The organism is Pseudomonas sp. SZ40, from assembly GCF_052958135.1.
On the sequence record NZ_JBQWIF010000023.1, the window covers coordinates 63,908 to 87,770 of the forward strand.

Here is a 23,863-nt window from a genome sequence, read left to right on the forward strand (position 1 = left end):
GAGCGTCCACGGCCGCCTAGAGCTAGGCTTCAAATCGCGCCGCTGACCTTCAGGCCCGCTATCGCGGAATCGCTATATCCCAGCTCGGCCAACAAGGCTTCGGTGTGCTCGCCCAGCGCGGGCACCGCATCCATCCGCGGCGTGAAGGCGCTGTTGCTGCCAGGCGGCAGCAGCGCGGGCAGGCTGCCTGCCGGGCTGTTCACCTGGCGCCAGCGGTCACGGGCCTTGAGCTGCGGATGCGCCCAGACGCCAGCCATGTCATTGACATGGGCGTTGGCGATCTGTGCCCGTTCCAGCCGTTCGATCACCTGTTCGGCACTCAGCGCGGCGAAGGTCTCGACGATGATCGAGCGCAGCGCTTCCCGATTGGCCGAACGTTTGAAGTTGGCCGAAAAGCGCTCGTCCGCGGCCAGCTCCGGCTGCAACAGCACTCGCTCGCAGAAAGCCTGCCATTCGCGCTCGTTCTGCAGGCCGAGCATCACCGTGCCGCCGTCGCCAGCGGGAAACGGACCGTAGGGATAGATGGTCGAGTGGGCGGCCCCGGCACGTGGCGGCGGCGTGGCACCGTCGTATGCGTAATACAGGGGGTAACCCATCCACTCGACCAGGCTCTCGAGCATGCTCACATCGATGCGGCTGCCCAGACCGGTTCTGCCGCGCAGCAGCAGAGCGGTAAGAATGTTGCTGTAGGCATACATGCCGGCGGCGATATCGGCGATGGAGCAGCCGGCCTTGGCCAGTTGGTCGTCACCTGCCCCGCCAGTGACCGACAGGAAGCCGCCCTCGCTCTGGATCAGCAGATCGTAGGCCTTCTTCTTCTCGTAGCTGCCGCCTTCGCCGTAACCGGAGATGTCGCAGACGATCAGTTTCGGGAAGCGCTCATGCAGCGCCTCGAACGACAGGCCCATGCGCGCTGCCGCGCCGGGCGCGAGGTTCTGCACCAGCACGTCGGCCTTTTCCAGCAAGCTGTCGAGTACTTCGCTGGCATCGTCCTGCTTGAGGTCGAGGGTCAGGCTCTCCTTGGAACGGTTGGTCCACACGAAGTGCGACGCCAGGCCATTGACCCGCTCGTCGTAACCGCGGGCGAAATCACCACTGCCGGGGCGCTCGACCTTGATCACCCGAGCGCCCATGTCGGCGAGCTGACGGGTGCAGAACGGCGCCGCGATGGCGTGCTCCAGGCTGACCACGGTGATGCCGTCCAATGGCCGGGGCTGCGTATTGTTGTTATTCATGGCGGTTTTCCCGTTTCAATCGTCCAGATCCGTCGGCTGGATCGCGCGTCAGCGATCCAGCGCATTCTTCGGCGCAGTCAGGCCAGGCCGCTCAGGTCGTCGGTTTGTCGCAGGCGCCAGACCTTGGCAATCAGCTCGCCGGCCTGGTCACTGCTGCGCTTGCCGGCGAATGCCAGCAGGCGGCGGAACTTGTCTTCCAGCTCGGCGCGGCTGAGGGTGTTGCCCGGATCGCCCTTGGGCTCGTCGATGGCGCCGCGCAAGGTGCGGCCGTCGGTGGTGAGCACTTCGACCCGCCCCAGCCAGCGCGCCGGATAGGCGCCATCCACCTCGGGGTCGAGACGCATGCTGACCTTGTCCCTGAATTCGCTGACGTCAGCGTCAATGAGCGACAGGTTCTCGAACTCGGTGAGCTGCGCCTTGCCATGCACGGCGATCAGGCCCAGCACGGTCCCCATGGAAAACTTGGCCTGATGCACGGTCTGCGGCACCACCACACGCCCCAGCACATCGATAGCGCCCTGATGCACGTGGGTGACCACCTGGGCGATGTCGCCATGCCGCAGGCCCTCGCGCTGCATCAGGCCCAGCAGGGCATCGGCGGCCGGGTGGGTATGCCGGCAGGAAGCATGGAACTTGAACGAGGTCTCCGCCAGCGCCCAGCGGCTGCCGAGGCGATCCGACAGCTTGCTCGGGTTGGCATCGCTGGACATCCCGGCGGCCATCCCCTGCTCGCCCTCGAGAATGTTCTGTGCACCGGTCAGGCCCTGCTCGGTGAAGTACGCGGCCAGCAGCCCATCGGCGGCGGCCTTGGCGGTGTGCAGTTGCTTGGAGTCGGCGGCGTCGCGCAGGAACTCCCAGAGCCCGGCTGCCTGGGTGCCAGCATTGCCGAGCAGGTGAATGAACTGCTGTTTGTCGAAGTTCAGCAGCTTGCCCACCGCCACGGCAGCGGCCAGGGTGCCGACCGTGGCCGTGGTGTGGAAGATGCGGTAATGGGAGCGACCGAGGAATTCACCGATACGAATGCCCGCCTCGTAGCCGGCCACCGAGGCCAGCAACAGCTCGCGGCCTGTCTTGCCCAGGTCCTGCGCGGCTGCCAGAGCCGCCGGGAATACCACGGTGGCCGGGTGCAGCACCGAGCTGTTGTGCAGGTCATCCTGCTCGACCAGATGGGACGAAGCGCCGTTGACCAGGGCCGCGAAGTACGCCGAGGTGCCGCGACCGTTGACCAGAATGCGCGCCGGGCCATCGGTCGGGCCCATCTTCTGCGCATAGGCTTCGAACAGCGGAATCGGCCGCGCGCCTTCACTGGCCAGGGCCGAACCGAGCCAGTCGAGGAACAGGTCTTCGGTGCGATCGAGCACGTAGTCAGGCAGATCGTCGTAACGCAACTCGGCGAGGAACACGGCGAGCTGTTGAGTATTTGTACTCATAAGCCGCTCCCAGGAGTCTGCTTATGAACTCGCGAGCTAGAGCCAGGCAAGGCGTAAGCGGGCGAGGAAGCGGAGTTTACGAGTTGTAAATGAGCATTCCGAGCCCGATTACAACGCAGCATGGCCGACGCGCAGCAGTTCATAAGTAGGCTCCTCAGAAACTACGCGGCAGCTCGAGCAGATGCTCGGCCACGTAGGACATGATCAGGTTGGTGGAGATCGGCGCCACCTGGTACAGGCGGGTCTCGCGGAACTTGCGCTCGACGTCGTATTCATTGGCGAAGCCGAAGCCGCCATGGGTCTGCAGGCAGGCGTTGGCCGCCGCCCAGGAGGCCTCCGCCGCCAGGTACTTGGCCATGTTGGCGCTGGCCCCGGCGTTCTCGCCACGGTCGTACTGTTCGCAGGCGCGCCAGCGCATCAGGTCGGCGGCTTCGACCTCGATATGAGCCTTGGCGATAGGGAACTGCACGCCCTGGTTCTGACCAATCGGGCGGCCGAACACCACGCGATCACGGGCGTAGGCACTGGCCTTCTCGATGAACCAGCGACCATCGCCGATGCACTCGGCAGCGATCAGCGTGCGCTCGGCATTCAGGCCGTCGAGGATGTAGCGGAAGCCCTTGCCCTCCTCGCCGATCAAACTGCTGACAGGGATTTCCAGGTTGTCGAAGAACAGCTCGTTGGTCTCGTGGTTGACCATGTTGGCGATCGGCTGCACGGTCAGGCCGTTGCCGATGGCCTCACGCAGGTCGACCAGGAAGATCGACATGCCTTCGGATTTCTTCTGCACCTCGGCGAGCGGCGTGGTGCGCGCCAGCAGAATCATCAGGTCGGAATGCTGGATGCGCGAGATCCAAACCTTCTGGCCGTTGATCACGTACTTGTCGCCCTGGCGCACGGCGGTGGTCTTGATCTTGGTGGTGTCGGTGCCCGTGGTGGGCTCGGTCACCCCCATGGACTGCAGGCGCAGCTCGCCGCTGGCCAGCTTCGGCAGGTAGTAGCTTTTCTGTTCGTCGCTGCCGTTACGCAGCAGGGTGAACATGTTGTACATCTGCCCGTGGATGGTGCCGGAGTTGCCGCCGCAGCGGTTCACCTCCTCGAGGATCACCGAGGCTTCGGCCAGGCCCAGGCCGGAGCCGCCGTATTGTTCCGGGATCATCGCCGACAGCCAGCCGGCTTCGGTCATGGCCGCCACGAAGGCCTCCGGGAAGCCCTTCTCTTCATCGATCTTGCGCCAGTATTCGGCAGGAAATTCGGCACACAGGCCGCGTACGCCTTCACGGATGAAATTCAGTTCTTCGTTCTGTTCCGGGGTCATCTCGATTCCTCGATTCTTTTTGTTGTGTTTCAACCTAAGAGCCTCTCAACGATCGCAAGCCGCGTAGGGTGGACAACGCTCTTTTTGTCCACCATTGCGCTTGCAGAACGGTGGACGGATCGCGCCACGCAGGTGAAGCGCCGTCCGCCCTACCCGGCATCCGTCAGTCGAATTCCACGTCGGCCTGCTGGGCCATGCCGGCTTCATTACCGGCCCACAGCTGCGCCTTGCCCGGCGTGCTGATGCGCCCGGCCACCTCGAAGGGCTCCGGCGCAACCAGCGGGCGCAGGCCGCGATAGGCGAAACGACGCAAACGGGCCTGCGGGTTGGCGCGGCAGAACGCGCGCAGGTTCAGGGTGGCGATCAGCGGGCCATGCACCACCAGCCCGGCATAGCCTTCGGTGTCGGTGACATAGGGCCAGTCGTAATGAATGCGATGGCCGTTGAAGGTCACCGCGCTGTAGCGGAACAGCAGTGTCGGGCTGGGTACCACGCCCTCGCGCCAGTCACCGCTCGGCAGCGCCTCGCCGGCACCGCTCTTAGGCGGGCTGGGCTCGCGGTAGACGATGTCCTGCTCCTCGCGGATCGCCAGCTCGCCATCCTGCAAGTAGTCATGCTGCACGGTGACGAACAGCAGCGCGCCCGTGCGGCCATGTTTCTCTTCGATGTGCTTGATGGTCGACACACGGGTGGCTTCCCCGCCGACCCGCAGCGCGGCGATGAACTCGATGCGACCGCCGGCCCACATGCGGTTGCGGTTGTCGGCCGGCGGCAGGAAGCCACCGCGTGCCGGATGACCGTCGCCCCCCAGGCCGCTTTCGGCAATGGGGTCCTGAAAGAATGCCCAGTGCCAGAGTGGCGGCAGCGCCTCGCCATGAGCGGGCGTTTCTTCGCCCAGGGTCGCGGCGATGCGCTTGACCAGGTTGCGGCTCAGTTGATCGTGGGATTCTTCGGTGCGGCCGATCCAGGCGGAAAAAGCACAGTCGCTCATGGTGGGTTCCAGCTGTCTTGTTATGTGCCGCCAGCATGCAATCCGCTTATCGTTCTGTGAATTTGCATTTGCATAAACCGGCGTTCGGTTATGCTGAACACCGCTACCGCTGCCTGAACAGGACTGCCATGCACTTCGATCTGCCGGATTTGCGCCTTTTCATCCATATCGCCGAGTCGCCAAGCCTGACTCAGGGCGCACGCCGTGCGTCGCTCTCGCCCGCCGCAGCCAGCGCGCGTATCAAGGCGCTGGAAGGCCAGCTCGACACCCGCCTGCTGTACCGCGACAGCCGTGGCGTGGAGCTGACACCCTCCGGTCAGCGACTGCTGCAGCACGCGCGGTTGATCATGCGTCAGGTCGATTACCTGAAAAGCGAGTTCACCGAATACGGCAGCGATTCGGCCGGGCATATCCGCATTTTCGCCAACACCACAGCAGTGACCGAATTTCTGCCCGAAGTACTGGCCGGCTTCCTCGCCGAGCGCCCCGGCGTGACGGTGGACCTGCAGGAGCGCCTGAGCCGCGATATCGTCCGCGGCGTGCTCGACGGCGGTGCCGACCTGGGCATCATCGCCGGGCCGGTGGAGGCCGCTGGCCTGCAGGTGCTGCATTTCAGCACCGACCGCCTGGTGCTGGTGGTGCCGGACAACCACCCCCTGGCGGGCCGTGATCAGGTCAGCCTGCGCGACACCCTGCAGTACCAGCATATCGGCCTGCACGACGGCAGCACGCTGCTGACCTTCTTGCGTGAACACGTGGAAACCCTGGGCGGCACGCTGTCGCTGCGCATCCAGATGTCCAGCTTCGAAGCCATCTGCCGCATGGTCGAAGCCAACGTCGGCATCGGCATCATCCCCGAGTCGGCCGCCAGCCGACACCGCCGCACCATGAAGCTGCACACCATCGAGTTGAACGAGGCCTGGGCCGTACGCGAACGCAGCATGCTGGTACGCGACCTCGAAGCCCTGCCGGGCAGCGTGCGGGCGTTGATCGCCACGTTGCTGCCGGAATCCTCCACGCCGTAGGCCAAGGCGGGATTGCCGGCACCATCGCACTTCAATAAGATGCGAACACTTCGCATATGTGATTGATTTCGATGCCTACCCTGGACGACTCCTACGCACGCCAGGTGGAGGGCTACTACAGCGCCCACCACGGCTGGATTAACGCCTGGCTGAGCAGGCGCCTGGGCAATGTCAGCGATGCGGCGGACCTGGCTCACGACGTGTTTCTGCGCCTGCTCAGCAAACCTCGCCAGTTCGACAGCGACAGTCACGCCCGCGCCTATCTGCACGCCATGTCACGACACCTGTGCGTCGACTTCTGGCGGCGTCGCGAGGTCGAGCAGGCCTGGCTCGATGTGCTGGCGAGTCGTCCGGATGTCTGCGTCCCTTCCGAGGAACATCGGGCCATGGTGCTCGAAGCGCTGCAGCAGGTTAACGGCATGCTCGCCCGCCTGCCGGAGCGGGTCGCCGAGGCTTTTCTGCTGGCGCAGTTGCAGGGCCTTACCTACCGCGAGATCGCCGTGCAGTTGGGCGTATCCGAACGCACCGTGACCAAGTACCTGGCCCAGGCCATGTACCAGTGCCTGCTGCTGGAGATGGAGCTGGATGAAGCGCTCGTCTGATGCCCCGGATCACGCCGTGCTCAAACAGGCTGCGTACTGGTACGCGCAACTCCAGGGCGACGCCGACGCAGCGCTGCGCGCCGACTGGCAGAGCTGGTACGCCCAGCACGACAGTCATCGCCTGGCCTGGCAATACGTCGAGCGTATCGGCATGCGTTTTTCGCCTCTGCAGGACGATCGCGACACCGCCCAGCAAACCCTGAGCGCTGCCAGGCGCCTCAAACACTCCAGACGCAAGGTGCTGCTGGGCCTGGCCACGTTTGCCGGCGGCGCCCTGCTCGCCCGCCTCGGCTGGGCGCCGGCGCGGCAGAGTCTGCTGGCCTGGCGTGCCGACCAGCGCACCGCTGTCGGTGAAATCCGCCCGATTGATCTGGCAGACGGCACTCGCCTCTGGCTGAACAGCGACAGCGCGCTGGATATTGCCTACACGGCGCAACGGCGCATGTTGCGCCTGATTCAGGGGGAAGTGCTGATCGAGACCGCAAGGGACGGTCGACCTTTTCTGGTCGAAACCGCTCACGGCAGCCTGCAGCCGCTGGGTACCCGCTTCAGTATTGGTCAGCAGGCAGACCAGACGAGACTCGACGTGTTCGAGGGCCAGGTTGCCATTCGCTTGGGCAATGGCAACGAGATAGCCACGGTGGTGCCCGCTGGGCGCCAGCGCCGTTTCGATGCCGCGCAGCTGGCCCCCGAGGAAGCGGCCAGCAGCGGCCGGCAGAGCTGGTCGCGAGGGATTCTGCAGGCCGATGAACGACCGCTGGGCGACGTGATCACCGAGCTGGCCCGCCATCACCATGGCCATATCGGTGTCGCACCGGAAATCGCCGATCTGCGGGTGATGGGTACCTTCCCGCTGAACGATCTGCCACAGAGTCTGAGCATGCTGCAAAGCGTGCTGCCGATCAGCGTCGAGCGGCCACTGCCGTGGTGGATCAGCCTCGAAGCCAGGCGGTAGCCGCTCGATCAAACGCTGTGGCGGACATTCGATCTGGTGGGCTGAAGCCCAGCTCCTCGGCAGATACCGTCTTGCCATCCAACCTACAGGGCTGCGCACATCCAGCTGTAGGGTGGGCTTTAGCCCACCACTTGGTGTCTCCGTAATGAATGACCACTATCGCCACCACAGCGCTTTTCAAAGAAAACAAGAAATCCATTTGAAAATTATTTTCATTTCCGCGTTCCGGTTTTCCCGTCTCATCCGAATTAGCTGATGACACTGCCATACCATCAGCCAAGGAACACCCATGTCCCCTCGCCCTTCGGTTTCTCTACGCCCCCTGAGCCTGGCCATCGCCCTGGCCCTGTTCACCCCGCTGGCCAGCGCCGCCGAACGATACCAACTCGAATCCGGCCCGCTGGCCACGCAACTCAACCGCTTCGCCGCTCAGGCCGGCATTTTCCTGGCCGGCGATGCCAGCCTGACCAGCGGCCAGCACAGCCGCGCCCTGGATGGCAGCTACAGCATCGAACAGGCGCTGGCGATCCTGCTAGAAGGTAGTGGCCTGGAGGCGGTGAATACCGGAGAGAATCGTTATGAGCTAAAGCCGCTACCAACCAGCAATGGCCTGGAGCTCTCGGCCCTGAGCATTTCCGGTAAGGCGCCTGGCTCGACGACCGAGGGCACCGGCTCCTACACGACCTGGTCGACGAGCAGCTCCACGCGCCTCAACCTGTCGCCCAAGGAAACACCACAGTCGATTGCGGTGATAACCCGGCAACGCATGGATGACCAACGCCTGACCAACTTGAGTGACGTGCTGGATGCCACCCCCGGGGTTACCGTCAAACCGCTGGGCATGGGGGCTGACGCCCCGCAAATCTGGGCGCGCGGCTCTTCCATCAAAAGCTTCCAGATCGATGGCGTGCCGACCTCGTCATCACTGAGCAACTACCTGCAAAGCACGGCGATCTTCGACCGCATCGAGATCGTGCGTGGCGCTACCGGCATGATGAGCGGGCTGGGAACGCCATCCGCGACGATCAACATGATCCGCAAACGCCCAACCTACGAGCCGCAAGTCATCCTGAATGCCGAAGCAGGCAACTGGCAACGATATGGAACAGGCGTGGACGTCTCCGGCCCCCTGACGGAGAACGGTAATATCCGTGCTCGGGCAGTCGTCGATTACAAGCAGCAGGGAGCCTGGACAGACAATTACCAGCAGGACTACTTCACCCTCTATGGCATTACCGAAGTGGATCTGAATGACAGCACCTTGCTCACGCTCGGCTTCAGCCATATCACCCGAGACACCGACTCTCCTGTAAGGCCCAGCCTGATGTTCTACAGCAACGGCCAGCGCATCCATTTCGATGCACAAGACAACGATACGCCCAAGTGGCAGTACTACGACCATGAACTGAGCAGCGTCTTCACATCGCTCGAACACAGTTTCGAGTCAGGCTGGAATGCCAAGGCAGAGCTCACGCACACCGAGTACAGCTATGACACCATCACTGGAAACCTGACAGGCAACATCGACCAGGCAACGGGAACAGGTGGCAGCGTGCGCCCGGTTCACTGGGCAAGCGATGTCGATCAGGACAGCCTGGACGCCTATGTGACAGGCCCCTTCTCACTGTTCGGCCAGGAGCATGAACTGATCGGGGGCGTCACGCTGTCGCAATTGCAGTCGAGCAGCCCCGGCTACGCGTTGCGATCCGCCCTTACCGTTGCGAATGCATCAGACTGGGTCGATGCGACACCAAGGCCTGCCTTCAACCGCAGCGGGAAATCGACATCTCACGAGTATCAGTATGGTGCGTACCTGAGCACCCGCCTGCACCTGACCGAAGATACAAGTCTGCTGCTGGGTGGCCGAGTCACCGACTGGAAGCAGAACAAGGATTCCACGTCCTACACGACTGGCCTCAAGAGCAAAGAGAACAGCCGGGAAAGCGGGATTTTCGTTCCCTACGCGGGCCTGGTTCACGCGCTGAATGACACCTGGTCGGTGTATGCCAGTTACACGCAGATATTCCAGCCACAGGACTCCTTCGTCCAGGACTACGTCGAGTCGCCAGCGCCGGAAGAAGGCACCAGTTATGAAGCCGGCATCAAGGGCAGCTTCAATGATGGTCGCCTCAACTCCAACTTTTCCGTGTTCAGGACCGAGCAGGACAACCTGGCCGTCTGGAGCAGCGCCGAGCGCACTTACGACCTCTACAACGATACGACCACTGAGGGCGTGGAGCTCGAGCTCAATGGCGAACTCGCAGAGGGCTGGAACTTCACTAGCGGCTACGTTTACAGCGTTACCCGCAACAAGGACGACGAGCGCATCCTGACCCGGGCGCCTCGACACAGCGTCAAGACCTTCACCACCTATCGTCTCCCAGGTGCCCTGAATAAATTGACGATTGGTGGCGGGATCAACTGGGAAAGCAAGACCGGAGACAACCTGCATCTTTACACGCAAAGCAGCTATGCCCTCGCCAACCTGATGGTTCGCTATGACATCGACGAAAACCTGACCGCCTCGCTCAACGTCAACAACCTGTTCGACAAGGAGTACTTCATGGGGTCGGCGGGTAATGGCATCTACGGCCCGCCGCGCAATTTCATGACCTCCCTGAAGTACACCTACTGACCGGAGTGTCCGGGCAATGCTCGCAGCACCGTTGCCAAGGTGCTGCGAGATGCCTGCCGAGCGGCTCTGCGCTCGGCAGCACCTTGCCTCGAAAAGACTGCCACCGCCCTGTGGGCTTCTCAGGCAACGCTTTACCAACCCCATCACATCGATGACCGGCAACGCTGGCAATGCGTGGCGATGATCATTAAAATCGCCTGCGCAGGAAGCACGTACACCCGTACCTCGGATTTAACGTCATGGACAGACTTCGGCAGTCTCCCTCGCGCAGCACCCAGCGCGACAGTTATCCCCATGCATTAGCGCCTTGTGAACGTGTTCGGCAGCTTCCTGTCCGTTACAGGCTTTGCCCTGCCCACTTTTTCACGAGACTCGTATGAACAAGATCATCACCGCCATCCTTGCAGGCATGCTCGTGCTGCTGGCCGGTTGCGCCACCGAAAGCTCGCGCACCCTGGAAGTCGCCAAGGTCACTACCGCAGCGAGCCATTACAACGGTCCGCGCAGCCCGATCGCCGTCGGCAAGTTCGATAACCGTTCCAGTTATCTGCGCGGCATTTTCAGCGATAGCGTCGACCGCCTTGGCGGGCAGGCCAAAACCATCCTGATCACCCACCTGCAGCAGTCGAACCGCTTCAATGTGCTCGACCGCGACAACCTGGCAGAGCTGCAGCAGGAGTCGGGCTTCTCCAAACAGGCCCAGCAGGTGAAAGGCGCCAACTTCGTAGTCACCGGTGACGTCACCGAGTTCGGCCGCAAGGAAGTCGGCGATCACCAGCTGTTCGGCATTCTCGGCCGCGGCAAACAGCAGATCGCCTACGCCAAGGTGAATCTCAATATCGTCGACGTCAGCACGTCCGAAGTGGTCTATTCCACCCAGGGCGCCGGCGAGTACAGCCTGTCGAACCGCGAAGTGATCGGCTTCGGCGGCACCGCCAGTTACGACTCGACGCTCAATGGCAAGGTGCTCGACCTGGCGATTCGCGAAGCCGTGAACAACCTGGTCAGCGGTGTCGACAGCGGCGCCTGGCGCCCGGCCAAGTGAGCGCGGAGAACTCGACCATGACATTCGCCCGTACTCCCCTTCTGCTGGCAGCCCTGCTCGCTGCCGCAACGCTCGGCGGCTGCGCCCAGCAGCCCAAATCGCTGTACTACTGGGATGGTTATCAGCAGCAGGTCTACCAACGCTTCGAGAACACCACCGGCACCGAAGAGCAGATTGCCGCCCTTGAAGCCAGCGCGCAGAAAGCCCGCGCCGCAGACCGTACCCTGCCGCCAGGTTTCCATGCCCACCTCGGCATGCTGTACGCGGAGATCGGCAAACCCGATCAGGTGCGCCAGCAATTCGAAACCGAGAAGGCCCTGTTCCCCGAGTCCGCTCAGTACATGGACTTCCTGATGCGCAATATGGCCAAGTGACCGACATGCCTCTACTGACCTCTCTCAAAACACTCGCGGCCCTGGCCGCCATCGCCCTGCTCGCCGGTTGTGCCACCCAGCAGCCCTACGACTACAGCGCCTTCAAGGAAAGCAGCCCGGCCTCCATTCTGGTGCTGCCACCGATCAACAAATCCCCGGACATCAAGGCCACCTTCAGCATGTATTCGCTGATCACCGCGCCCCTGAGCGAGGCCGGCTACTACGTGCTTCCGGTGGCAGTGGTCAACGAGACCTTCAAGCAGAACGGCATGCTCAACGCCGAGGAAATCCGCGAAGTCCCGCCGCAGAAGCTCTACGAGATCTTCGGTGCCGACACCGTGCTGTACATCGACGTGACCGAGTACGGCAGCAGCTACAAGGTGATCAGCAGCGAGGTAGCGGTGGCCGCCAGTGCCACGCTGGTCGACCTGCGCACCGGCAAGGAACTGTGGAAAGGCATCGCCCGGGCCAGCAGCGCCGAACAGCAGCAGAACAGCGGCGGTGGCCTGGCCGGCATCCTGATCACCGCGCTGGTCAATCAGGTGATGAACACGCTGAACGATCGCGGCCACGAGATCGCCGGCATCACCAGTGCCCGCCTGCTGAGCAGCAACCCGGTCAACGGCATTCTGCCCGGCCCGCGCGCGCGGCCCGTCAGCGCTCGCTGACGCCCGCCAGACGAGCCCGGATCACCGGGCTCGTTTCCTTCTACTCCTTGCCAACCCCATGCTCGCGCAACTTGTTGGCGATGGTGGTGTGGGACACGCCCAGCCGCTTGCCGAGCAAGCGGCTACTGGGAAATTCCCCGTGCAGGCGCTCCAATACGGCCTTCTCGAAACGCCCGACGATGGCGTCCAGCCCGCCTTCCAGCGAGAAGTCGCCCAGCGGCTGCACCGCACCGTAGCCCGGCAGGCGAATGTGCTCGGGCTTCACCACTGCGCCGTCGCACAGCGACACCGCCTGGAACAGCACGTTCTCCAGCTGCCGCACGTTGCCCGGCCAATGGTAACGGCCCAGCTTGTCCAGCGCGGCGGGCGCCAGACCCGGTAGCGGGCAGCCGATCTGTCGGCTGGCGCGGTCGAGAAAATGCTCGGCCAGCGGCTGCAGGCCATCCAGGCATTCACGCAGCGGCGGGATGTGCAGGCTCAGCACGTTGAGCCGGTGGTACAGGTCTTCGCGAAACTCGCCACGGGCGCACAGCTCGGAGAGGTCGAGCTGGGTGGCGCAGGTCACCCGCACATCCAGGTACACCTCCTCGTCACTGCCGACCCGACGGAAGCAGCCGTCCTGCAGAAAGCGCAACAGCTTGGCCTGCAGGCGCGGGCTCATTTCACCGACACCATCGAGAAACAGAGTGCCGCCTGCGGTCAGCTCCAGCAGGCCCAGCTTGCCCTCGGCACGGGCCCCCTCGAAGGCACCGGGGCCGTAACCGAACAGTTCGGTCTCGGCCATCGACTCCGGCAGGCCGGCACAGTTGAGTGCCATGAACGGCGACTGGCCCCGCGGACTGGCCAGGTGGCAGGCGCGGGCCAGCAGTTCCTTGCCGGTGCCGGTTTCGCCCTCGATCAACAGCGGTGCATCCAGCGGCGCCATGCGCCGCGCCTCACGCACCACGGCCGCCATCACTCGGGAACTCTGGAAGATGCTGTCGAAACCACGCAGTTCCTGCTTGCGCACCTGGTAAATGCGCTCGCCGACACGGTCGGCACGGTGCAGGGTCAGCACCGCACCGGCCATGGCCTCGCTGTCGTCGTGCTCGCTTTGCAGCGGTGCGATATCGGCGAGAAACACGTCGCCACAGACCTTCACCCGCAGGCCATTGATGCGCGAGCGATTGGCGCGGACCAGTTCCGGCAGATCGAAATCCTCGACGTAGCGCGACAGCGCGATGCCCGGTACTTCGTCCACCCGTACCCCAAGCAGACCGGCAGCGGCCCGGTTGGCGGCGACGATACTGCCACCCATGTCGATGGACAGCACCGGGAATTCCAGCGCACCGAGCAAAGCGTTGAGCTCCAGATGGCGACGCTCACTGGGCATCAGGCCCACGCGCTTGACGCCGAACACGCCGGTGATAGCTTCGAACTTGGCGCGCAGGGCCTGGAACTGCAGATTGATCAGGTTGGGGCAATGCAGGTAAATGGCGTTGCCCTGCTCGCCGCCGACCTCGCCGCGTGCGACGTTGATGCCATAGTCGACCAGCAGTTCGAGGATATCGCGCAGGATGCCAACACGGTTCTGGCAGTGGATCTTGATACGCATGACGGCCGCTCTTGTTATTTTCGTCAAGGTTTCTTGCCAGTCTAGTGGATGCGACCTGGCTCAGGACGAGGTTTCGCACAAGACGTAATCCTTTCTTTACGAAAAGCCCGCCCCAAGACGCTGGAACGGATCGCGCATACGCTCCCCGAGATCTCCAGCCTGGGCCATGCTGCAGACCATGGAAAGGGTTGGCGACGCCAGCTGCAGCGGCCTTGATGCGTCGCGCACCCGCCCCCTCGATAGCCCGTAAGCCGAGCCGTGACAGACCAGGGAGATCGCCCGATGAAAGCCAGCCAGTACGTCGCCAGGCAGCCTGACGCGAGCGGCTTTATCCACTATGACGAGGTCGAGCATCGCACCTGGCAGACGCTGATCGAGCGCCAGCTCGCGGTGATCGAGTCACGGGCCTGCCAACCCTATCTCGATGGCCTGGACGAGCTCGCCCTGCCCCGTGACCGGATTCCCCAGTTGCCGGACATCAACCGCGTGCTGCGCGCCGCCACCGGCTGGCAAGTCGCGCAGGTACCGGCGCTGATTCCCTTTCAACGCTTCTTCGAATTGCTCGCCAATCGGCAGTTTCCGGTGGCCACCTTCATCCGCAGCGAAGCGGAGCTGGATTACCTGCAGGAGCCGGACATCTTCCACGAGATATTCGGTCACTGCCCGTTGCTTACCAACCCCTGGTTCGCCGGGTTCACCCACACCTACGGCCGCCTGGGTCTGGCCGCCACGCCTCAGGAGCGGGTGTTTCTCGCTCGCCTGTACTGGATGACCATCGAGTTCGGGCTGGTAGATACCCCGGCGGGCAAGCGCATCTACGGCGGCGGAATTCTCTCCTCACCCAAGGAGGCGCTGTACTGCCTGTCCGCAGAGCCCGAACACCTGCCGTTCGATCCTGTCGAAACCATGCGTACGCCCTACCGCATCGACATCCTGCAGCCGCTGTATTTCGTGCTGCCGGATCTGCAACGGCTGTACGCCCTGGCCCAGGAAGACATCATGGGCCACGTTCAGGAGGCGATGCGCCTGGGCCTGCACGAGCCGAAGTTTCCGCCCAGGGCGGCTTGATGGAACAGATAACAATCTGGATCGTAGGAGCCCGCTTGCGGGCGATGATTGGCGGTAGAGCGATCTTCCACAAGCGGGCTCCTACACGATGTTCAATTCGCATAGTCCTGACCACTTACCAGCGGAGCCATCTATGACTGATCTCACCAAAGCCACTTGCGAGGCCTGCAACGCCGACGCCCCCAAAGTCAGCGAAACCGAGCTGGCGGAGCTGCTGCGGCAGATTCCCGACTGGAACATCGAGGTTCGCGACGGCGTGATGCAGCTCGAAAGGACCTACGCTTTTCGCACCTTCAAACATGCGCTGGCCTTCACCAACGCGGTGGGCGAGATCGCCGAAACGGAGAACCATCACCCCGCTCTGCTCACCGAATGGGGCAAGGTCACGGTGACCTGGTGGAGCCACTCGATCAAGGGCCTGCATCGCAACGATTTCATCATGGCGGCACGCACCGACGAGTTGGCCAAGGGTGCCGATGGGCGCAAATGATCTGCCCCGTAAACGGGAAAAAGTCGCTCCTTAGCGCACTGCGCTGGTGCCTTTCACTCCCCGAAAAAACGCAAAGACCGTTCGTCGGCAAAAATTAATCTTAATTATCAATAACCTAGACAACCATCGCAAAGATCACTGGCGCGCTTCCTGCTTGCCATCATCGGCATAGTCCCCTAGGGTTGTTCGCCATGTGGTCCTTGATTGCCCCTATCAGCTCGTTGCTGGGTGGGGTCGCGTTACTCCTCCTCGGCAACGGTCTGCTCAACACTCTACTGACCCTGCGTGGCGTCGCCGAAGGCTACTCCACCGGGATGCTCGGACTGATCATGTCCGGGTACTTCGTCGGTTTTCTTCTCGGCACCTGGCTGGCTATTCCGCTGGTTCGTCGCGTTGGGCATATTCGTGCGTTCTCCTTTTGCGCCGCCCTCGCCGCGATCACCGCGCTGCTCCATGTGCTGATCGTCGACCCCTGGGTCTGGCTGGGCTTACGGGTGCTCTATGGCCTGGCGCTGGTCAGCCTGTATATGGTCATCGAGAGCTGGCTCAACGCTCAGGTCCCCAACGACAAGCGCGGACAGATGTTCGCGGTGTACATGGCGGTGAATCTGGGTGCTCTGGCTGCCGCGCAGCAATTGCTGAACCTGGCAGACCCTGGCGAATTCCTGCTCTTCGCCCTGGCGGCGATGCTGATCAGTGCGGCACTGATGCCCATCACCCTGACCCGCCAGCCGCAGCCGAGCGTGCCGGATACCTTGCATACCAACCTGCGCGCCATCGCCGGCATCGCGCCACTGTCGATTGCTGCAGCGGGCTTGTCTGGCCTGGCACTCGGTGCGTTCTGGGGCATGGCGCCGGTGTATGCCAGCCTCAATGGCTTCGATGCCGCCGGAGTCGGCCTGATGATGAGCGCGACCATTCTCGGCGGCGCTCTGCTGCAGTGGCCGATCGGGCGCTTTTCCGACACCCATGATCGACGCTGGGTGCTGTTCTGGGTGGTCAGCGCTGCGGTGCTCGTCGCCCTGTTGATGAGCCTGCTGCCGGCCGGCCGGCCGCTGCTGGCCCTGATGTTCCTGTTTGGCGGACTGTCGTTCGCCATCTATCCCGTCGCCGTGGCGCAGCTCATCGACCAGTTGCACAGCGACGAGATCCTTGCCGGCTCCAGCAGCCTGCTGATGGTCAATGGCATCGGCTCCGTCTGCGGGCCGCTGCTCGCCGGGCTACTGATGCAGTACACCGGCGCCGCCGCCCTGCCGCTGTACTTCGCGGCCACCCTGGGGTTGCTGGCGGCCTACACCTTCTATCGTCTGCGTCACGTCAGCGATCTGGTCTCGGGTGAACAGGCGCACTTCGTGCCGATGCTACGCACCAGTCATACCGTGCTGGAACTGATGCCCGACGCGCCGCCCTCGGACGATGAAAACGACACGGACAACGATAACCAGGGTGACGAGCGGGAGCCCGTCACCGCCTCATCGTAGGCACGACGCCTACAGAACAGAGGTGCCTAAAGGCACCCGCTTTGCTCGTCGGCTGATGTCGGCGCGTCACTGCACCACTCATGGACAGGGAGACAGCGCATGCTACTTGCAACCGATCTTGATGGAACCTTTCTCGCTGGCGATCCCGAGGATCGTCTCAGCCTTTACCAGACCATCGCCGCCCACCCGGAAATTCAGCTGGCCTACGTCACCGGCCGCAGCCTCGAAGCGGTATTGCCGCTGCTGGCCGACCCGACCTTGCCACAACCGGACTTCATCATCGCCGACGTCGGCGCCACCTTCGTGCATGGCGACACCCTGCAACCGATCCAACTGCTGCAGAGCCAGGTCGATGCTCGCTGGCCGGGTGAAAGCCAGGTAGCCCAGGCCGTGGAAGGCTTCGGCCTGGAGCGCCAGGACGTCCCCCAGGCGCGCCGTTGCTCCTATTTCTGCACGCCCGAACAGGCTGCCGACCCGGTCCTGGCCCAGGTCGCAGAAACGCTAGGTTGCGATCGGCTCTACTCCGCGGATCGCTACCTCGACTTTCTGCCCAAGGGCATCAACAAGGGCACCAGCCTCAAGGCGTTGGTCGACTGGCTGGGAATCGACGCCGGTCAGGTGCTGGCCTGTGGCGATACCCTCAATGACCTGAACATGCTCGACGGCACCTACAAGGGCGTCTGCGTTGGCGAGTCCGAGCCGAACCTGATCAAGGCGACCGAGCACCAGTCGTGGATCCTGCAGGCCGATCGCCCTGGCTGCGGCGGTATCTTGCAGGCCTTCGTGCATTTCGGCTTTCTCGGTGAACATGGCATAGCCGCGGAGAAGCGCACGGCAACCAAGCCGGGCCGTGCCGAGCTGGTGATGGTCTATCACCGCCTGCCCTACGAAGAACACCGCGTGGACGGCAAAGTGCAGCGCCGTCGCCCAACCTCGCCCAACGGCATCATTCCGACCCTGATGAGTTTCTTCGGTGATTCGCGCCCTGGCTCATGGGTCGCCTGGGCGGTCGACGAGAAAGGCGACGAGCCATTCGAAACCCATACCACCGTGGATGCCGAGCGCTACCCGAAACTCACCGCCGCGCGGGTGGCACTGAGCAAGGAAGAAGTCGACATCTTCTACAAGCGCTTCTCCAAGGAAGCCTTCTGGCCGACCCTGCACACCTTCTGGGAGCGCGCACGCTTCGACGAGGATGACTGGCAGGTGTTTCTCAAGGTCAACCGTGCCTTCGCCGAGCGCACCGCCAAGGAAGCCGCGGAAGGCGCCATCGTCTGGCTGCACGACTACAACCTGTGGATGGTGCCGGGCTACCTGCGCGAACTGCGCCCGGACCTGCGCATCGCTTTCTTTCACCACACCTACTTCCCATCGGCCGACGTATTCAACGTACTGCCGTGGCGCCGGCAGATCATCGGCAGCCTTCTGCAATGCGACTACATCGGTTTCCATATCCCGCGTCAGGTGGAGAACTTCGTCGACGTGGCCCGTGGCGTCACGCCGCTGCAAACCGTCAGTCGACAGAACTGCGCACCGCGTTTCGTCACCTATGGCTGCGCCGTGGGCCTGGAGCGCATGACCACCGCCGTGGACACCGGCAGCCGCGTGGTCAAGCTTGGTGCCCATCCGGTCGGCCTCGATATCGACCGCGTGCGCAACGCCCTTGCCCAGGACAAGACCCGCGAGCAGATGAGCCAACTGCGTGACGAGCTGCGCGGCATCAGGCTGATTCTCTCGGTGGAACGCCTCGACTACACCAAGGGCATCCTCGAAAAACTTCAGGCTTACGAGCGCCTGCTGGCCGACAACCCGGAGCTGCACAAGAAAATCACCCTGGTCAGCATCTGCGTGCCGGCGGCCCGCGAGATGACCATCTACGACGAGCTGCAATCGCAGATCGAACAAGCCGTGGGGCGCATCAACGGTCGCTTCGCCCGCATCGGCTGGACGCCCGTGCAGTTCTTCTTCCGCAGCTTCCCGTTCGACGAAGTGGTGGCCTGGTACGCCATGGCCGATGTCATGTGGATCACCCCACTGCGCGATGGCCTCAATCTGGTAGCCAAGGAGTTCGTCGCCACCCAGGGCCTGCTCGAAGGCCAGGGCGTGCTGGCGCTTTCGGAATTCGCGGGTGCTGCAGCGGAGCTCAAGGGCGCGCTGCTGACCAACCCCCACGATACCGCCGACCTGGCGCACACCTGCTACCTGGCGTTGAACATGCCCAAGTCCGAAGCCCGTGCACGGATGCGCGAGCTGTTCGATATCGTCAACTACAACGATATTCGCCGCTGGGGTGACGAGTTCCTCGCCGGCGTCGCCGAGCCGGAGGAAGAGACGGTGCTGAAGCTGGCGGCAGGCTGAGCCAAGTTAATAGATCTGTGGGAGCGGGCCATGCCCGCGACAGCTTCGTGGGCATGGACTGAGCGTCCCCGCCCGCACCCACAAGTGGTGTTCTACCCTGCTCTGCGGTCTGCAACTGATATGCTGCGCGTCATTGCAAGTACGAGACGCGCAGCATGAAAGACATCCTGATCATCGGCATCGGCGCCGGTGACCCTGACTACCTCACCACGCAAGCGATCAAGGCGCTCAATCGCGCCGACGTGTTCTTCATCCTCGACAAGGGTGAAGCCAAGGACAAACTGATCGCCCTGCGCCGCTTGATCCTCGATCGCTATATCGAGCCTGGTCGCAATTATCGAATCCTCGAAGCGACCAATCCGGAACGCGAACGCGATGTAGCCAACTATGAAGCCAGCATCGACAGTCTCAATCGCGACAAGCAGGCCGTGTTCGAGCAATTGCTCGAGCAGTTGCAGGAGGGCGAAACCGGTGCCTTTCTAGTCTGGGGCGACCCGTCACTGTACGACAGCACCATTCGCATTCTCGACGGCGTTATCGCCAGTGGCATGCCGCTCGACTATGAGGTGATCCCCGGTATCACCAGCGTCCAGGCGCTTACCGCGCGCCACCGCATTGCGCTGAACCAAATCGGCCGTGCCGTGCAGATCACCACCGGCCGCCGCCTGCGCGAAGGCTGGCCAGAGGGCGTGGACAGCGTGGTGGTGATGCTCGATGCGCAGGACAGCTATCGCCATGTGGTGGGCGAAGATCTGCATATCTACTGGGGCGCCTACGTCGGCACGCCGGACGAGATTCTTATCTCAGGAAAGCTGGCCGAAGTGGCCGAGCAAATCGTCACGACCCGCGCTGCCGCACGCCAGGCCAATGGCTGGATCATGGACAGCTACTTACTGCGCCGCGGCGGGCGCGAGGCCTGAGCCAGACTCACGGACTCCGACCGCGGCCCATTCATGACCTGCCGTGCATTACCTGAGCGTTCGACTGCAAGCGCCTGACGATTCATTGTGGGAACGGGCCATGCCCGTGATCTTTCGCGGGCATGGCCCGCTCTCACAGGCAGTGGCCTTACGATCGCTTACGTCACATAGCGGGCCCGTGACTCGAGCTAACGGATCGTAATGTCGCCTCAGCAGCGCTCGCGAAACAGCGCCTGATGTTCGCGACACTGCTCGGCCGACAACATGAACACGCCGTGGCCACCGCGGGCGAAATCCAGCCAGGCGAAATCCACTTCGGGATACAACGCCTCGACGTGCACCTGGCTGTTGCCCACCTCGACGATCAGCAGACCTTTGTCGGTCAGGTGATCGGCCGCTTCGGCCAGCATGCGGCGCACCAGATCCAGCCCATCATCGCCGCAGGCCAGGCCCATTTCCGGCTCGTGCTGATACTCGGCGGGCATGTCGGCGAAATCTTCGGCATCCACATAGGGCGGGTTGGAAACGATCAGATCGAAGCGCTGCCCTGGCAGACCAGCGAAACCGTCACCCTGCACGGTATACACCCGCTCATCGAGGCCATGGCGCTCGATATTGCGGTTGGCCACTTCCAATGCCTCGTAGGACAGGTCACCGAGCACCACTTCGGCGTCGAGGAATTCATAAGCGCAAGCAATGCCGATGCAGCCCGAACCGGTGCACAGGTCGAGAATCCGCGCCGGCTCTGCGGACAGCCAGGGGCTGAAACGCTGCTCGATCAGCTCGGCGATCGGCGAGCGCGGCACCAGCACACGCTCGTCGACGATGAAAGGCAAACCGCAGAACCACGCCTCGCCGAGCAGGTAGGCGGTGGGAACACGGTCAGCGATGCGGCGCTGCAGCAAGGCGTGCAGATGTTGCTGCTCGTCTTCTTCAAGGCGGCAATCGAGATAGCTGTCGGCGATTTCCCAGGGCAGATGCAGGGCGCCGAGCACCAGTTGCCGTGCCTCGTCCCAGGCGTTGTCGGTGCCATGGCCGAAAAACAGCTCCTCTGCCTGAAAGCGGCTCACGGCCCAGCGGATGTAATCGCGCAAGGTGCGCAGGCGGGTGTTCAGGGCTGGGCGGGCATCGGTCACAACTTGGCTCCGGGCAAAAGGCGTTAGTTTAGCAGGCCTACCCCGGCAATCCAGCGCTGCCAGCCACCTGTTGGGTGGGCCGGCGGCTAACGGAGCCCGCAAGCTGAAACGATTCACTTGGGCTGCCGAGACCGCTACGCTGCAATACAACCAACAGAGAGGTTCACAGCAGCGTCATAGAGGCGGACAATATGCACCGTTAACCGCGCCAGCAAGGAGTCGTACATGTCGTCCCACCCGCAAACGTTCTATCAGCTCACTGGTCGTGGCCACGCGCCTGCCAACCTGAGCAATGCGACTCTGCTGGTCATCGATGCCCAGGAAGAATATCGCAGTGGTGTGGTGCAGTTGCCTGGCCTGGATGCAGCCCTGGCGGAAATCGCCAAGCTGCTGGATGCCGTTCGCGCCCAGGGTGGCGCCATCGTTCACGTCAAGCACCTGGGTATCCCTGGCGGCCTGCTCGACCCCCGCGGCCCACGTGGCGAGCACCTCCCGGAAGTGGCACCACTGCCGGGCGAAATCGTCGTCGAGAAACGCATGCCGAACGCCTTTTCCGGTACCGACCTGCACGAGAAGCTGCAGTCTCTGGGGCACCTCGACCTGATCGTCTGCGGGTTCATGACTCACTCCAGTATCAGCACCACCATTCGCGCTACCAAGGATTACGGCTATCGCTGTACCGTGGTCGACGCCGCCTGTGCCACCCGCGATCTGCCAACGCCGGATGGCAAGGTGATCAGCGCCGCCGAGATGCACCGCTTCGAGATGATCGCCCTGGCAGACAACTTCGCAGCCTGGGTTCCGGACGCCAGCGCGCTGCTGTAACTCCGCTGCCAATGCGGCGCCAGGCGCCGCATTGGTTTGAACCCGCTTCGTTCCTGCCAGTCATAGCGAAAAGATCCTTCGAGGAAATGTCGCCCCATGAAGCAATCAGACGGTTTCGATGCCCGACGCCTACGCCCGAGAGGATCGGGCCACTGGCGACTGCGCGTTGCCGCCGCCCTGGCGGCGCTGTTCGCGACATTCGGTATTCTGCTGGCCATGGCGGGTACTGCAACGTTATTGGGCAGGCCACCTGCACTTGGCAATCTGAACGATTCCACCAGCGATGCGGGCGTTCTGCTGATGCTTGGTCTGGTACTGCTTTGCGGGGGCGTGGTGGGCTGGCGCAAATGCCGACGTCGCATGCGCCAGCGCAGGGCCGACCTGGCCATGTCTCCGCACCTGATGAAGAAACGCGACTGACCCGCCCTTCTCCGCTTGGTAAACTTGTCGCCCCCTGCGGAGGCTCCAATGCAAGACGATGACCTTTCCCTGTTCAAGGCACAGCTGCAAGGCGTGAAGCCGATCAAGCATGATCGTGCCGACACCGGCAAGCCGAAGAGCGACCGTGCTCGCCTGGCTACCCTGCGCCAGGCTGCCACATTGCGCACCGACACCATCAAGGTCGACGGCCTCTCCGATCAGTTCGTCATCGACGTCGGCGCTGAAGACGCCCTGTATTGGGTCGGCAATGGCGTGCAGGACGGCCAGATGCGCAAGCTCAAGCTCGGCCAGATCCCCTTCGACGGCAGCCTCGACCTGCACGGCATGAACGTGGAAAAGGCCCGCGACACCCTCTGGGAGTTCCTCGCCGAGGCCACCAAGCTGGAAGTTCGCTGCGTGCGCGTGACACACGGCAAGGCGGTACGCACCGACGGCCGCAAACCGATGATCAAGAGCCATGTGAACACCTGGCTGCGCCAGCACCCGCAGGTGCTTGGCTTTACCTCATGCGTCGCCAAACACGGCGGCACCGGTGCGGTTTACGTGATACTCAAACGCACCATGATGGACGGCCGCGACGAGTGATCCGCCGCGCTCGGCAGCCCGACGCGCACTCCCCCTTGAATCACAGATGTAAAAAACCCGGCTCGAAGGCCGGGTTTTCAACACACAGCTAACCTGACGATCAGACCGGCGCCTTGGCGCGGGACTTGTATTCGCCGGTGCGGGTGTCGATCTCGATCCAGTCACCGATTTCGCAGAAATCAGCCACTTTCACTTCGGTACCGTTGTTCAGTTTGGCAGGCTTCATCACCTTGCCGGAGGTGTCGCCACGGGCGGAACCTTCGGTGTAGGCCAACTGACGCACGATGGTGGTCGGCAGGTCGACGGAGATGACCTTGCCTTCGAAGAACACGGCTTCACAGACGTCGTTCATGCCTTCTTCGATGAATGGCAGAACGCTTTCCAGATCTTCGGCGCGCAGCTCGTAGGAGTTGTATTCCGGATCCATGAAAACGTAGTCGTCGCCACTGATGTAGGACAGGTTCACTTCCTTGCGCTCAAGGATGACCGGTTCCATCTTGTCGTCGGCTTTGTAGACGGTTTCAGTCTTCGAGCCGTTCATCAGGTTCTTCAGCTTCATCTTCACGATGGCGCTGTTACGACCGGACTTGGTGAACTCGGCCTTTTGGATCAGCCATGGCTGGCCATCGATCAGGGCCACGCTGTTAGGCTTCATTTCTTGTGCGGTTTTCATACGAATATCCGGAT

At 62.9% G+C, this 23,863-nt stretch carries 22 protein-coding genes; 15 read left to right on the plus strand and 7 right to left on the minus strand.

Features of this window, described 5'->3' with window-relative positions; all coding sequences use genetic code 11:
• Positions 1-29: 29 nt before the first annotated feature.
• The 4 genes from ACT9T4_RS17790 to ACT9T4_RS17805 form a co-directional block, all read right to left on the minus strand.
• The gene (locus ACT9T4_RS17790; RefSeq protein ID WP_499118215.1) at positions 30-1,235 is read right to left on the minus strand and encodes a CaiB/BaiF CoA transferase family protein; all 1,206 of its coding nucleotides are present in this window, start codon (positions 1,233-1,235) and stop codon (positions 30-32) included.
• Positions 1,236-1,312: 77 nt separating this feature from the next.
• Complete coding sequence (locus ACT9T4_RS17795; RefSeq protein WP_499118216.1) at positions 1,313-2,665, minus strand: MmgE/PrpD family protein; 1,353 nt, start codon at positions 2,663-2,665, stop codon at positions 1,313-1,315.
• A gap of 154 nt (positions 2,666-2,819) precedes the next feature.
• A complete protein-coding gene (locus tag ACT9T4_RS17800; RefSeq protein WP_499118218.1) occupies positions 2,820-3,983 on the minus strand; it encodes an acyl-CoA dehydrogenase family protein in 1,164 nt (387 codons plus the stop codon).
• 163 nt (positions 3,984-4,146) lie between these two features.
• The gene (locus tag ACT9T4_RS17805; RefSeq protein ID WP_499118220.1) at positions 4,147-4,974 is read right to left on the minus strand and encodes an HTD2 family dehydratase; all 828 of its coding nucleotides are present in this window, start codon (positions 4,972-4,974) and stop codon (positions 4,147-4,149) included.
• A gap of 128 nt (positions 4,975-5,102) precedes the next feature.
• Here ACT9T4_RS17805 and ACT9T4_RS17810 point away from each other — a divergent pair, with 128 nt between their 5' ends.
• The 7 genes from ACT9T4_RS17810 to ACT9T4_RS17840 all read left to right on the plus strand — a co-directional run bounded on the left by ACT9T4_RS17810 (position 5,103) and on the right by ACT9T4_RS17840 (position 12,278).
• Positions 5,103-5,999 (plus strand): LysR substrate-binding domain-containing protein, encoded by an 897-nt coding sequence (locus tag ACT9T4_RS17810; RefSeq protein WP_042556107.1) that lies wholly within the window; start codon positions 5,103-5,105, stop codon positions 5,997-5,999.
• Positions 6,000-6,070: 71 nt separating this feature from the next.
• Positions 6,071-6,601 carry a sigma-70 family RNA polymerase sigma factor gene (locus ACT9T4_RS17815; RefSeq protein WP_499118223.1) on the plus strand — a complete coding sequence of 177 codons (531 nt, stop codon included), beginning with the start codon at positions 6,071-6,073 and terminating at the stop codon, positions 6,599-6,601.
• Positions 6,585-7,556 (plus strand): FecR domain-containing protein, encoded by a 972-nt coding sequence (locus ACT9T4_RS17820; protein WP_499118225.1) that lies wholly within the window; start codon positions 6,585-6,587, stop codon positions 7,554-7,556. The genes ACT9T4_RS17815 and ACT9T4_RS17820 overlap by 17 nt, the downstream gene beginning before the upstream one ends.
• A gap of 289 nt (positions 7,557-7,845) precedes the next feature.
• On the plus strand, positions 7,846-10,191 hold the full coding sequence (locus ACT9T4_RS17825; protein WP_499118227.1) for a TonB-dependent siderophore receptor: 2,346 nt from the start codon (positions 7,846-7,848) through the stop codon (positions 10,189-10,191).
• A gap of 376 nt (positions 10,192-10,567) precedes the next feature.
• Positions 10,568-11,236 (plus strand): CsgG/HfaB family protein, encoded by a 669-nt coding sequence (locus tag ACT9T4_RS17830; protein ID WP_179537989.1) that lies wholly within the window; start codon positions 10,568-10,570, stop codon positions 11,234-11,236.
• 17 nt (positions 11,237-11,253) lie between these two features.
• Positions 11,254-11,610 carry a DUF4810 domain-containing protein gene (locus ACT9T4_RS17835; protein ID WP_179537988.1) on the plus strand — a complete coding sequence of 119 codons (357 nt, stop codon included), beginning with the start codon at positions 11,254-11,256 and terminating at the stop codon, positions 11,608-11,610.
• A gap of 5 nt (positions 11,611-11,615) precedes the next feature.
• Positions 11,616-12,278 carry a DUF799 domain-containing protein gene (locus tag ACT9T4_RS17840; RefSeq protein WP_042556113.1) on the plus strand — a complete coding sequence of 221 codons (663 nt, stop codon included), beginning with the start codon at positions 11,616-11,618 and terminating at the stop codon, positions 12,276-12,278.
• A 40-nt stretch (positions 12,279-12,318) separates the two neighbouring features.
• On the opposite strand, the gene ACT9T4_RS17845 is transcribed toward ACT9T4_RS17840, so the two are convergent.
• Positions 12,319-13,872, minus strand: a complete 1,554-nt coding sequence (locus ACT9T4_RS17845; protein WP_042556114.1) for a sigma-54-dependent phenylalanine hydroxylase transcriptional regulator PhhR — start codon at positions 13,870-13,872, stop codon at positions 12,319-12,321.
• A 282-nt stretch (positions 13,873-14,154) separates the two neighbouring features.
• On the opposite strand from ACT9T4_RS17845, the gene phhA reads away from it, so the two are divergent.
• The 5 genes from phhA (at position 14,155) to cobF (ending at position 20,189) form a co-directional block, all read left to right on the plus strand.
• A complete protein-coding gene (gene phhA / locus ACT9T4_RS17850) occupies positions 14,155-14,940 on the plus strand; it encodes a phenylalanine 4-monooxygenase (protein ID WP_042556115.1) in 786 nt (261 codons plus the stop codon).
• Between the two features lie 133 nt (positions 14,941-15,073).
• Positions 15,074-15,430, plus strand: coding sequence for a 4a-hydroxytetrahydrobiopterin dehydratase (locus ACT9T4_RS17855; RefSeq protein WP_179537985.1), 357 nt, complete (start codon positions 15,074-15,076; stop codon positions 15,428-15,430).
• Between the two features lie 191 nt (positions 15,431-15,621).
• The gene (locus ACT9T4_RS17860) at positions 15,622-16,911 is read left to right on the plus strand and encodes an MFS transporter (RefSeq protein ID WP_042556117.1); all 1,290 of its coding nucleotides are present in this window, start codon (positions 15,622-15,624) and stop codon (positions 16,909-16,911) included.
• Positions 16,912-17,010: 99 nt separating this feature from the next.
• Entirely contained in the window at positions 17,011-19,269 is a 2,259-nt protein-coding gene (ggpS, locus tag ACT9T4_RS17865) for a glucosylglycerol-phosphate synthase (RefSeq protein ID WP_499118231.1), read from the plus strand.
• 155 nt (positions 19,270-19,424) lie between these two features.
• Entirely contained in the window at positions 19,425-20,189 is a 765-nt protein-coding gene (gene cobF / locus ACT9T4_RS17870) for a precorrin-6A synthase (deacetylating) (protein ID WP_042556119.1), read from the plus strand.
• Positions 20,190-20,398: 209 nt separating this feature from the next.
• Here cobF and prmB read toward each other — a convergent pair whose 3' ends face one another.
• Positions 20,399-21,304: a 50S ribosomal protein L3 N(5)-glutamine methyltransferase gene (gene prmB / locus ACT9T4_RS17875; RefSeq protein ID WP_179540039.1), complete on the minus strand. Its 906-nt coding sequence runs from the start codon at positions 21,302-21,304 to the stop codon at positions 20,399-20,401.
• Between the two features lie 246 nt (positions 21,305-21,550).
• Between prmB and ACT9T4_RS17880 the strand changes: the two genes are divergently transcribed.
• From ACT9T4_RS17880 to ACT9T4_RS17890, 3 genes are all read left to right on the plus strand, one after another.
• The gene (locus ACT9T4_RS17880; RefSeq protein WP_179537983.1) at positions 21,551-22,150 is read left to right on the plus strand and encodes a cysteine hydrolase family protein; all 600 of its coding nucleotides are present in this window, start codon (positions 21,551-21,553) and stop codon (positions 22,148-22,150) included.
• A gap of 96 nt (positions 22,151-22,246) precedes the next feature.
• The gene (locus ACT9T4_RS17885) at positions 22,247-22,570 is read left to right on the plus strand and encodes a hypothetical protein (protein ID WP_042556121.1); all 324 of its coding nucleotides are present in this window, start codon (positions 22,247-22,249) and stop codon (positions 22,568-22,570) included.
• Between the two features lie 48 nt (positions 22,571-22,618).
• The gene (locus tag ACT9T4_RS17890; RefSeq protein ID WP_499118234.1) at positions 22,619-23,176 is read left to right on the plus strand and encodes a Smr/MutS family protein; all 558 of its coding nucleotides are present in this window, start codon (positions 22,619-22,621) and stop codon (positions 23,174-23,176) included.
• A gap of 100 nt (positions 23,177-23,276) precedes the next feature.
• Here ACT9T4_RS17890 and efp read toward each other — a convergent pair whose 3' ends face one another.
• Positions 23,277-23,849, minus strand: coding sequence for an elongation factor P (gene efp, locus ACT9T4_RS17895; RefSeq protein ID WP_042556123.1), 573 nt, complete (start codon positions 23,847-23,849; stop codon positions 23,277-23,279).
• Positions 23,850-23,863: the final 14 nt, after the last annotated feature.

Coding starts and splice junctions, on each gene's coding strand:
- ACT9T4_RS17790 (WP_499118215.1), bottom strand. CDS start 1,235: ATGAATAACAACAATACGCAGCCCCGGCCATTGGACGGCATCACCGTG.
- ACT9T4_RS17795 (WP_499118216.1), bottom strand. CDS start 2,665: ATGAGTACAAATACTCAACAGCTCGCCGTGTTCCTCGCCGAGTTGCGT.
- ACT9T4_RS17800 (WP_499118218.1), bottom strand. CDS start 3,983: ATGACCCCGGAACAGAACGAAGAACTGAATTTCATCCGTGAAGGCGTA.
- ACT9T4_RS17805 (WP_499118220.1), bottom strand. CDS start 4,974: ATGAGCGACTGTGCTTTTTCCGCCTGGATCGGCCGCACCGAAGAATCC.
- ACT9T4_RS17810 (WP_042556107.1), top strand. CDS start 5,103: ATGCACTTCGATCTGCCGGATTTGCGCCTTTTCATCCATATCGCCGAG.
- ACT9T4_RS17815 (WP_499118223.1), top strand. CDS start 6,071: ATGCCTACCCTGGACGACTCCTACGCACGCCAGGTGGAGGGCTACTAC.
- ACT9T4_RS17820 (WP_499118225.1), top strand. CDS start 6,585: ATGAAGCGCTCGTCTGATGCCCCGGATCACGCCGTGCTCAAACAGGCT.
- ACT9T4_RS17825 (WP_499118227.1), top strand. CDS start 7,846: ATGTCCCCTCGCCCTTCGGTTTCTCTACGCCCCCTGAGCCTGGCCATC.
- ACT9T4_RS17830 (WP_179537989.1), top strand. CDS start 10,568: ATGAACAAGATCATCACCGCCATCCTTGCAGGCATGCTCGTGCTGCTG.
- ACT9T4_RS17835 (WP_179537988.1), top strand. CDS start 11,254: ATGACATTCGCCCGTACTCCCCTTCTGCTGGCAGCCCTGCTCGCTGCC.
- ACT9T4_RS17840 (WP_042556113.1), top strand. CDS start 11,616: ATGCCTCTACTGACCTCTCTCAAAACACTCGCGGCCCTGGCCGCCATC.
- ACT9T4_RS17845 (WP_042556114.1), bottom strand. CDS start 13,872: ATGCGTATCAAGATCCACTGCCAGAACCGTGTTGGCATCCTGCGCGAT.
- phhA (WP_042556115.1), top strand. CDS start 14,155: ATGAAAGCCAGCCAGTACGTCGCCAGGCAGCCTGACGCGAGCGGCTTT.
- ACT9T4_RS17855 (WP_179537985.1), top strand. CDS start 15,074: ATGACTGATCTCACCAAAGCCACTTGCGAGGCCTGCAACGCCGACGCC.
- ACT9T4_RS17860 (WP_042556117.1), top strand. CDS start 15,622: ATGTGGTCCTTGATTGCCCCTATCAGCTCGTTGCTGGGTGGGGTCGCG.
- ggpS (WP_499118231.1), top strand. CDS start 17,011: ATGCTACTTGCAACCGATCTTGATGGAACCTTTCTCGCTGGCGATCCC.
- cobF (WP_042556119.1), top strand. CDS start 19,425: ATGAAAGACATCCTGATCATCGGCATCGGCGCCGGTGACCCTGACTAC.
- ACT9T4_RS17880 (WP_179537983.1), top strand. CDS start 21,551: ATGTCGTCCCACCCGCAAACGTTCTATCAGCTCACTGGTCGTGGCCAC.
- ACT9T4_RS17885 (WP_042556121.1), top strand. CDS start 22,247: ATGAAGCAATCAGACGGTTTCGATGCCCGACGCCTACGCCCGAGAGGA.
- ACT9T4_RS17890 (WP_499118234.1), top strand. CDS start 22,619: ATGCAAGACGATGACCTTTCCCTGTTCAAGGCACAGCTGCAAGGCGTG.
- efp (WP_042556123.1), bottom strand. CDS start 23,849: ATGAAAACCGCACAAGAAATGAAGCCTAACAGCGTGGCCCTGATCGAT.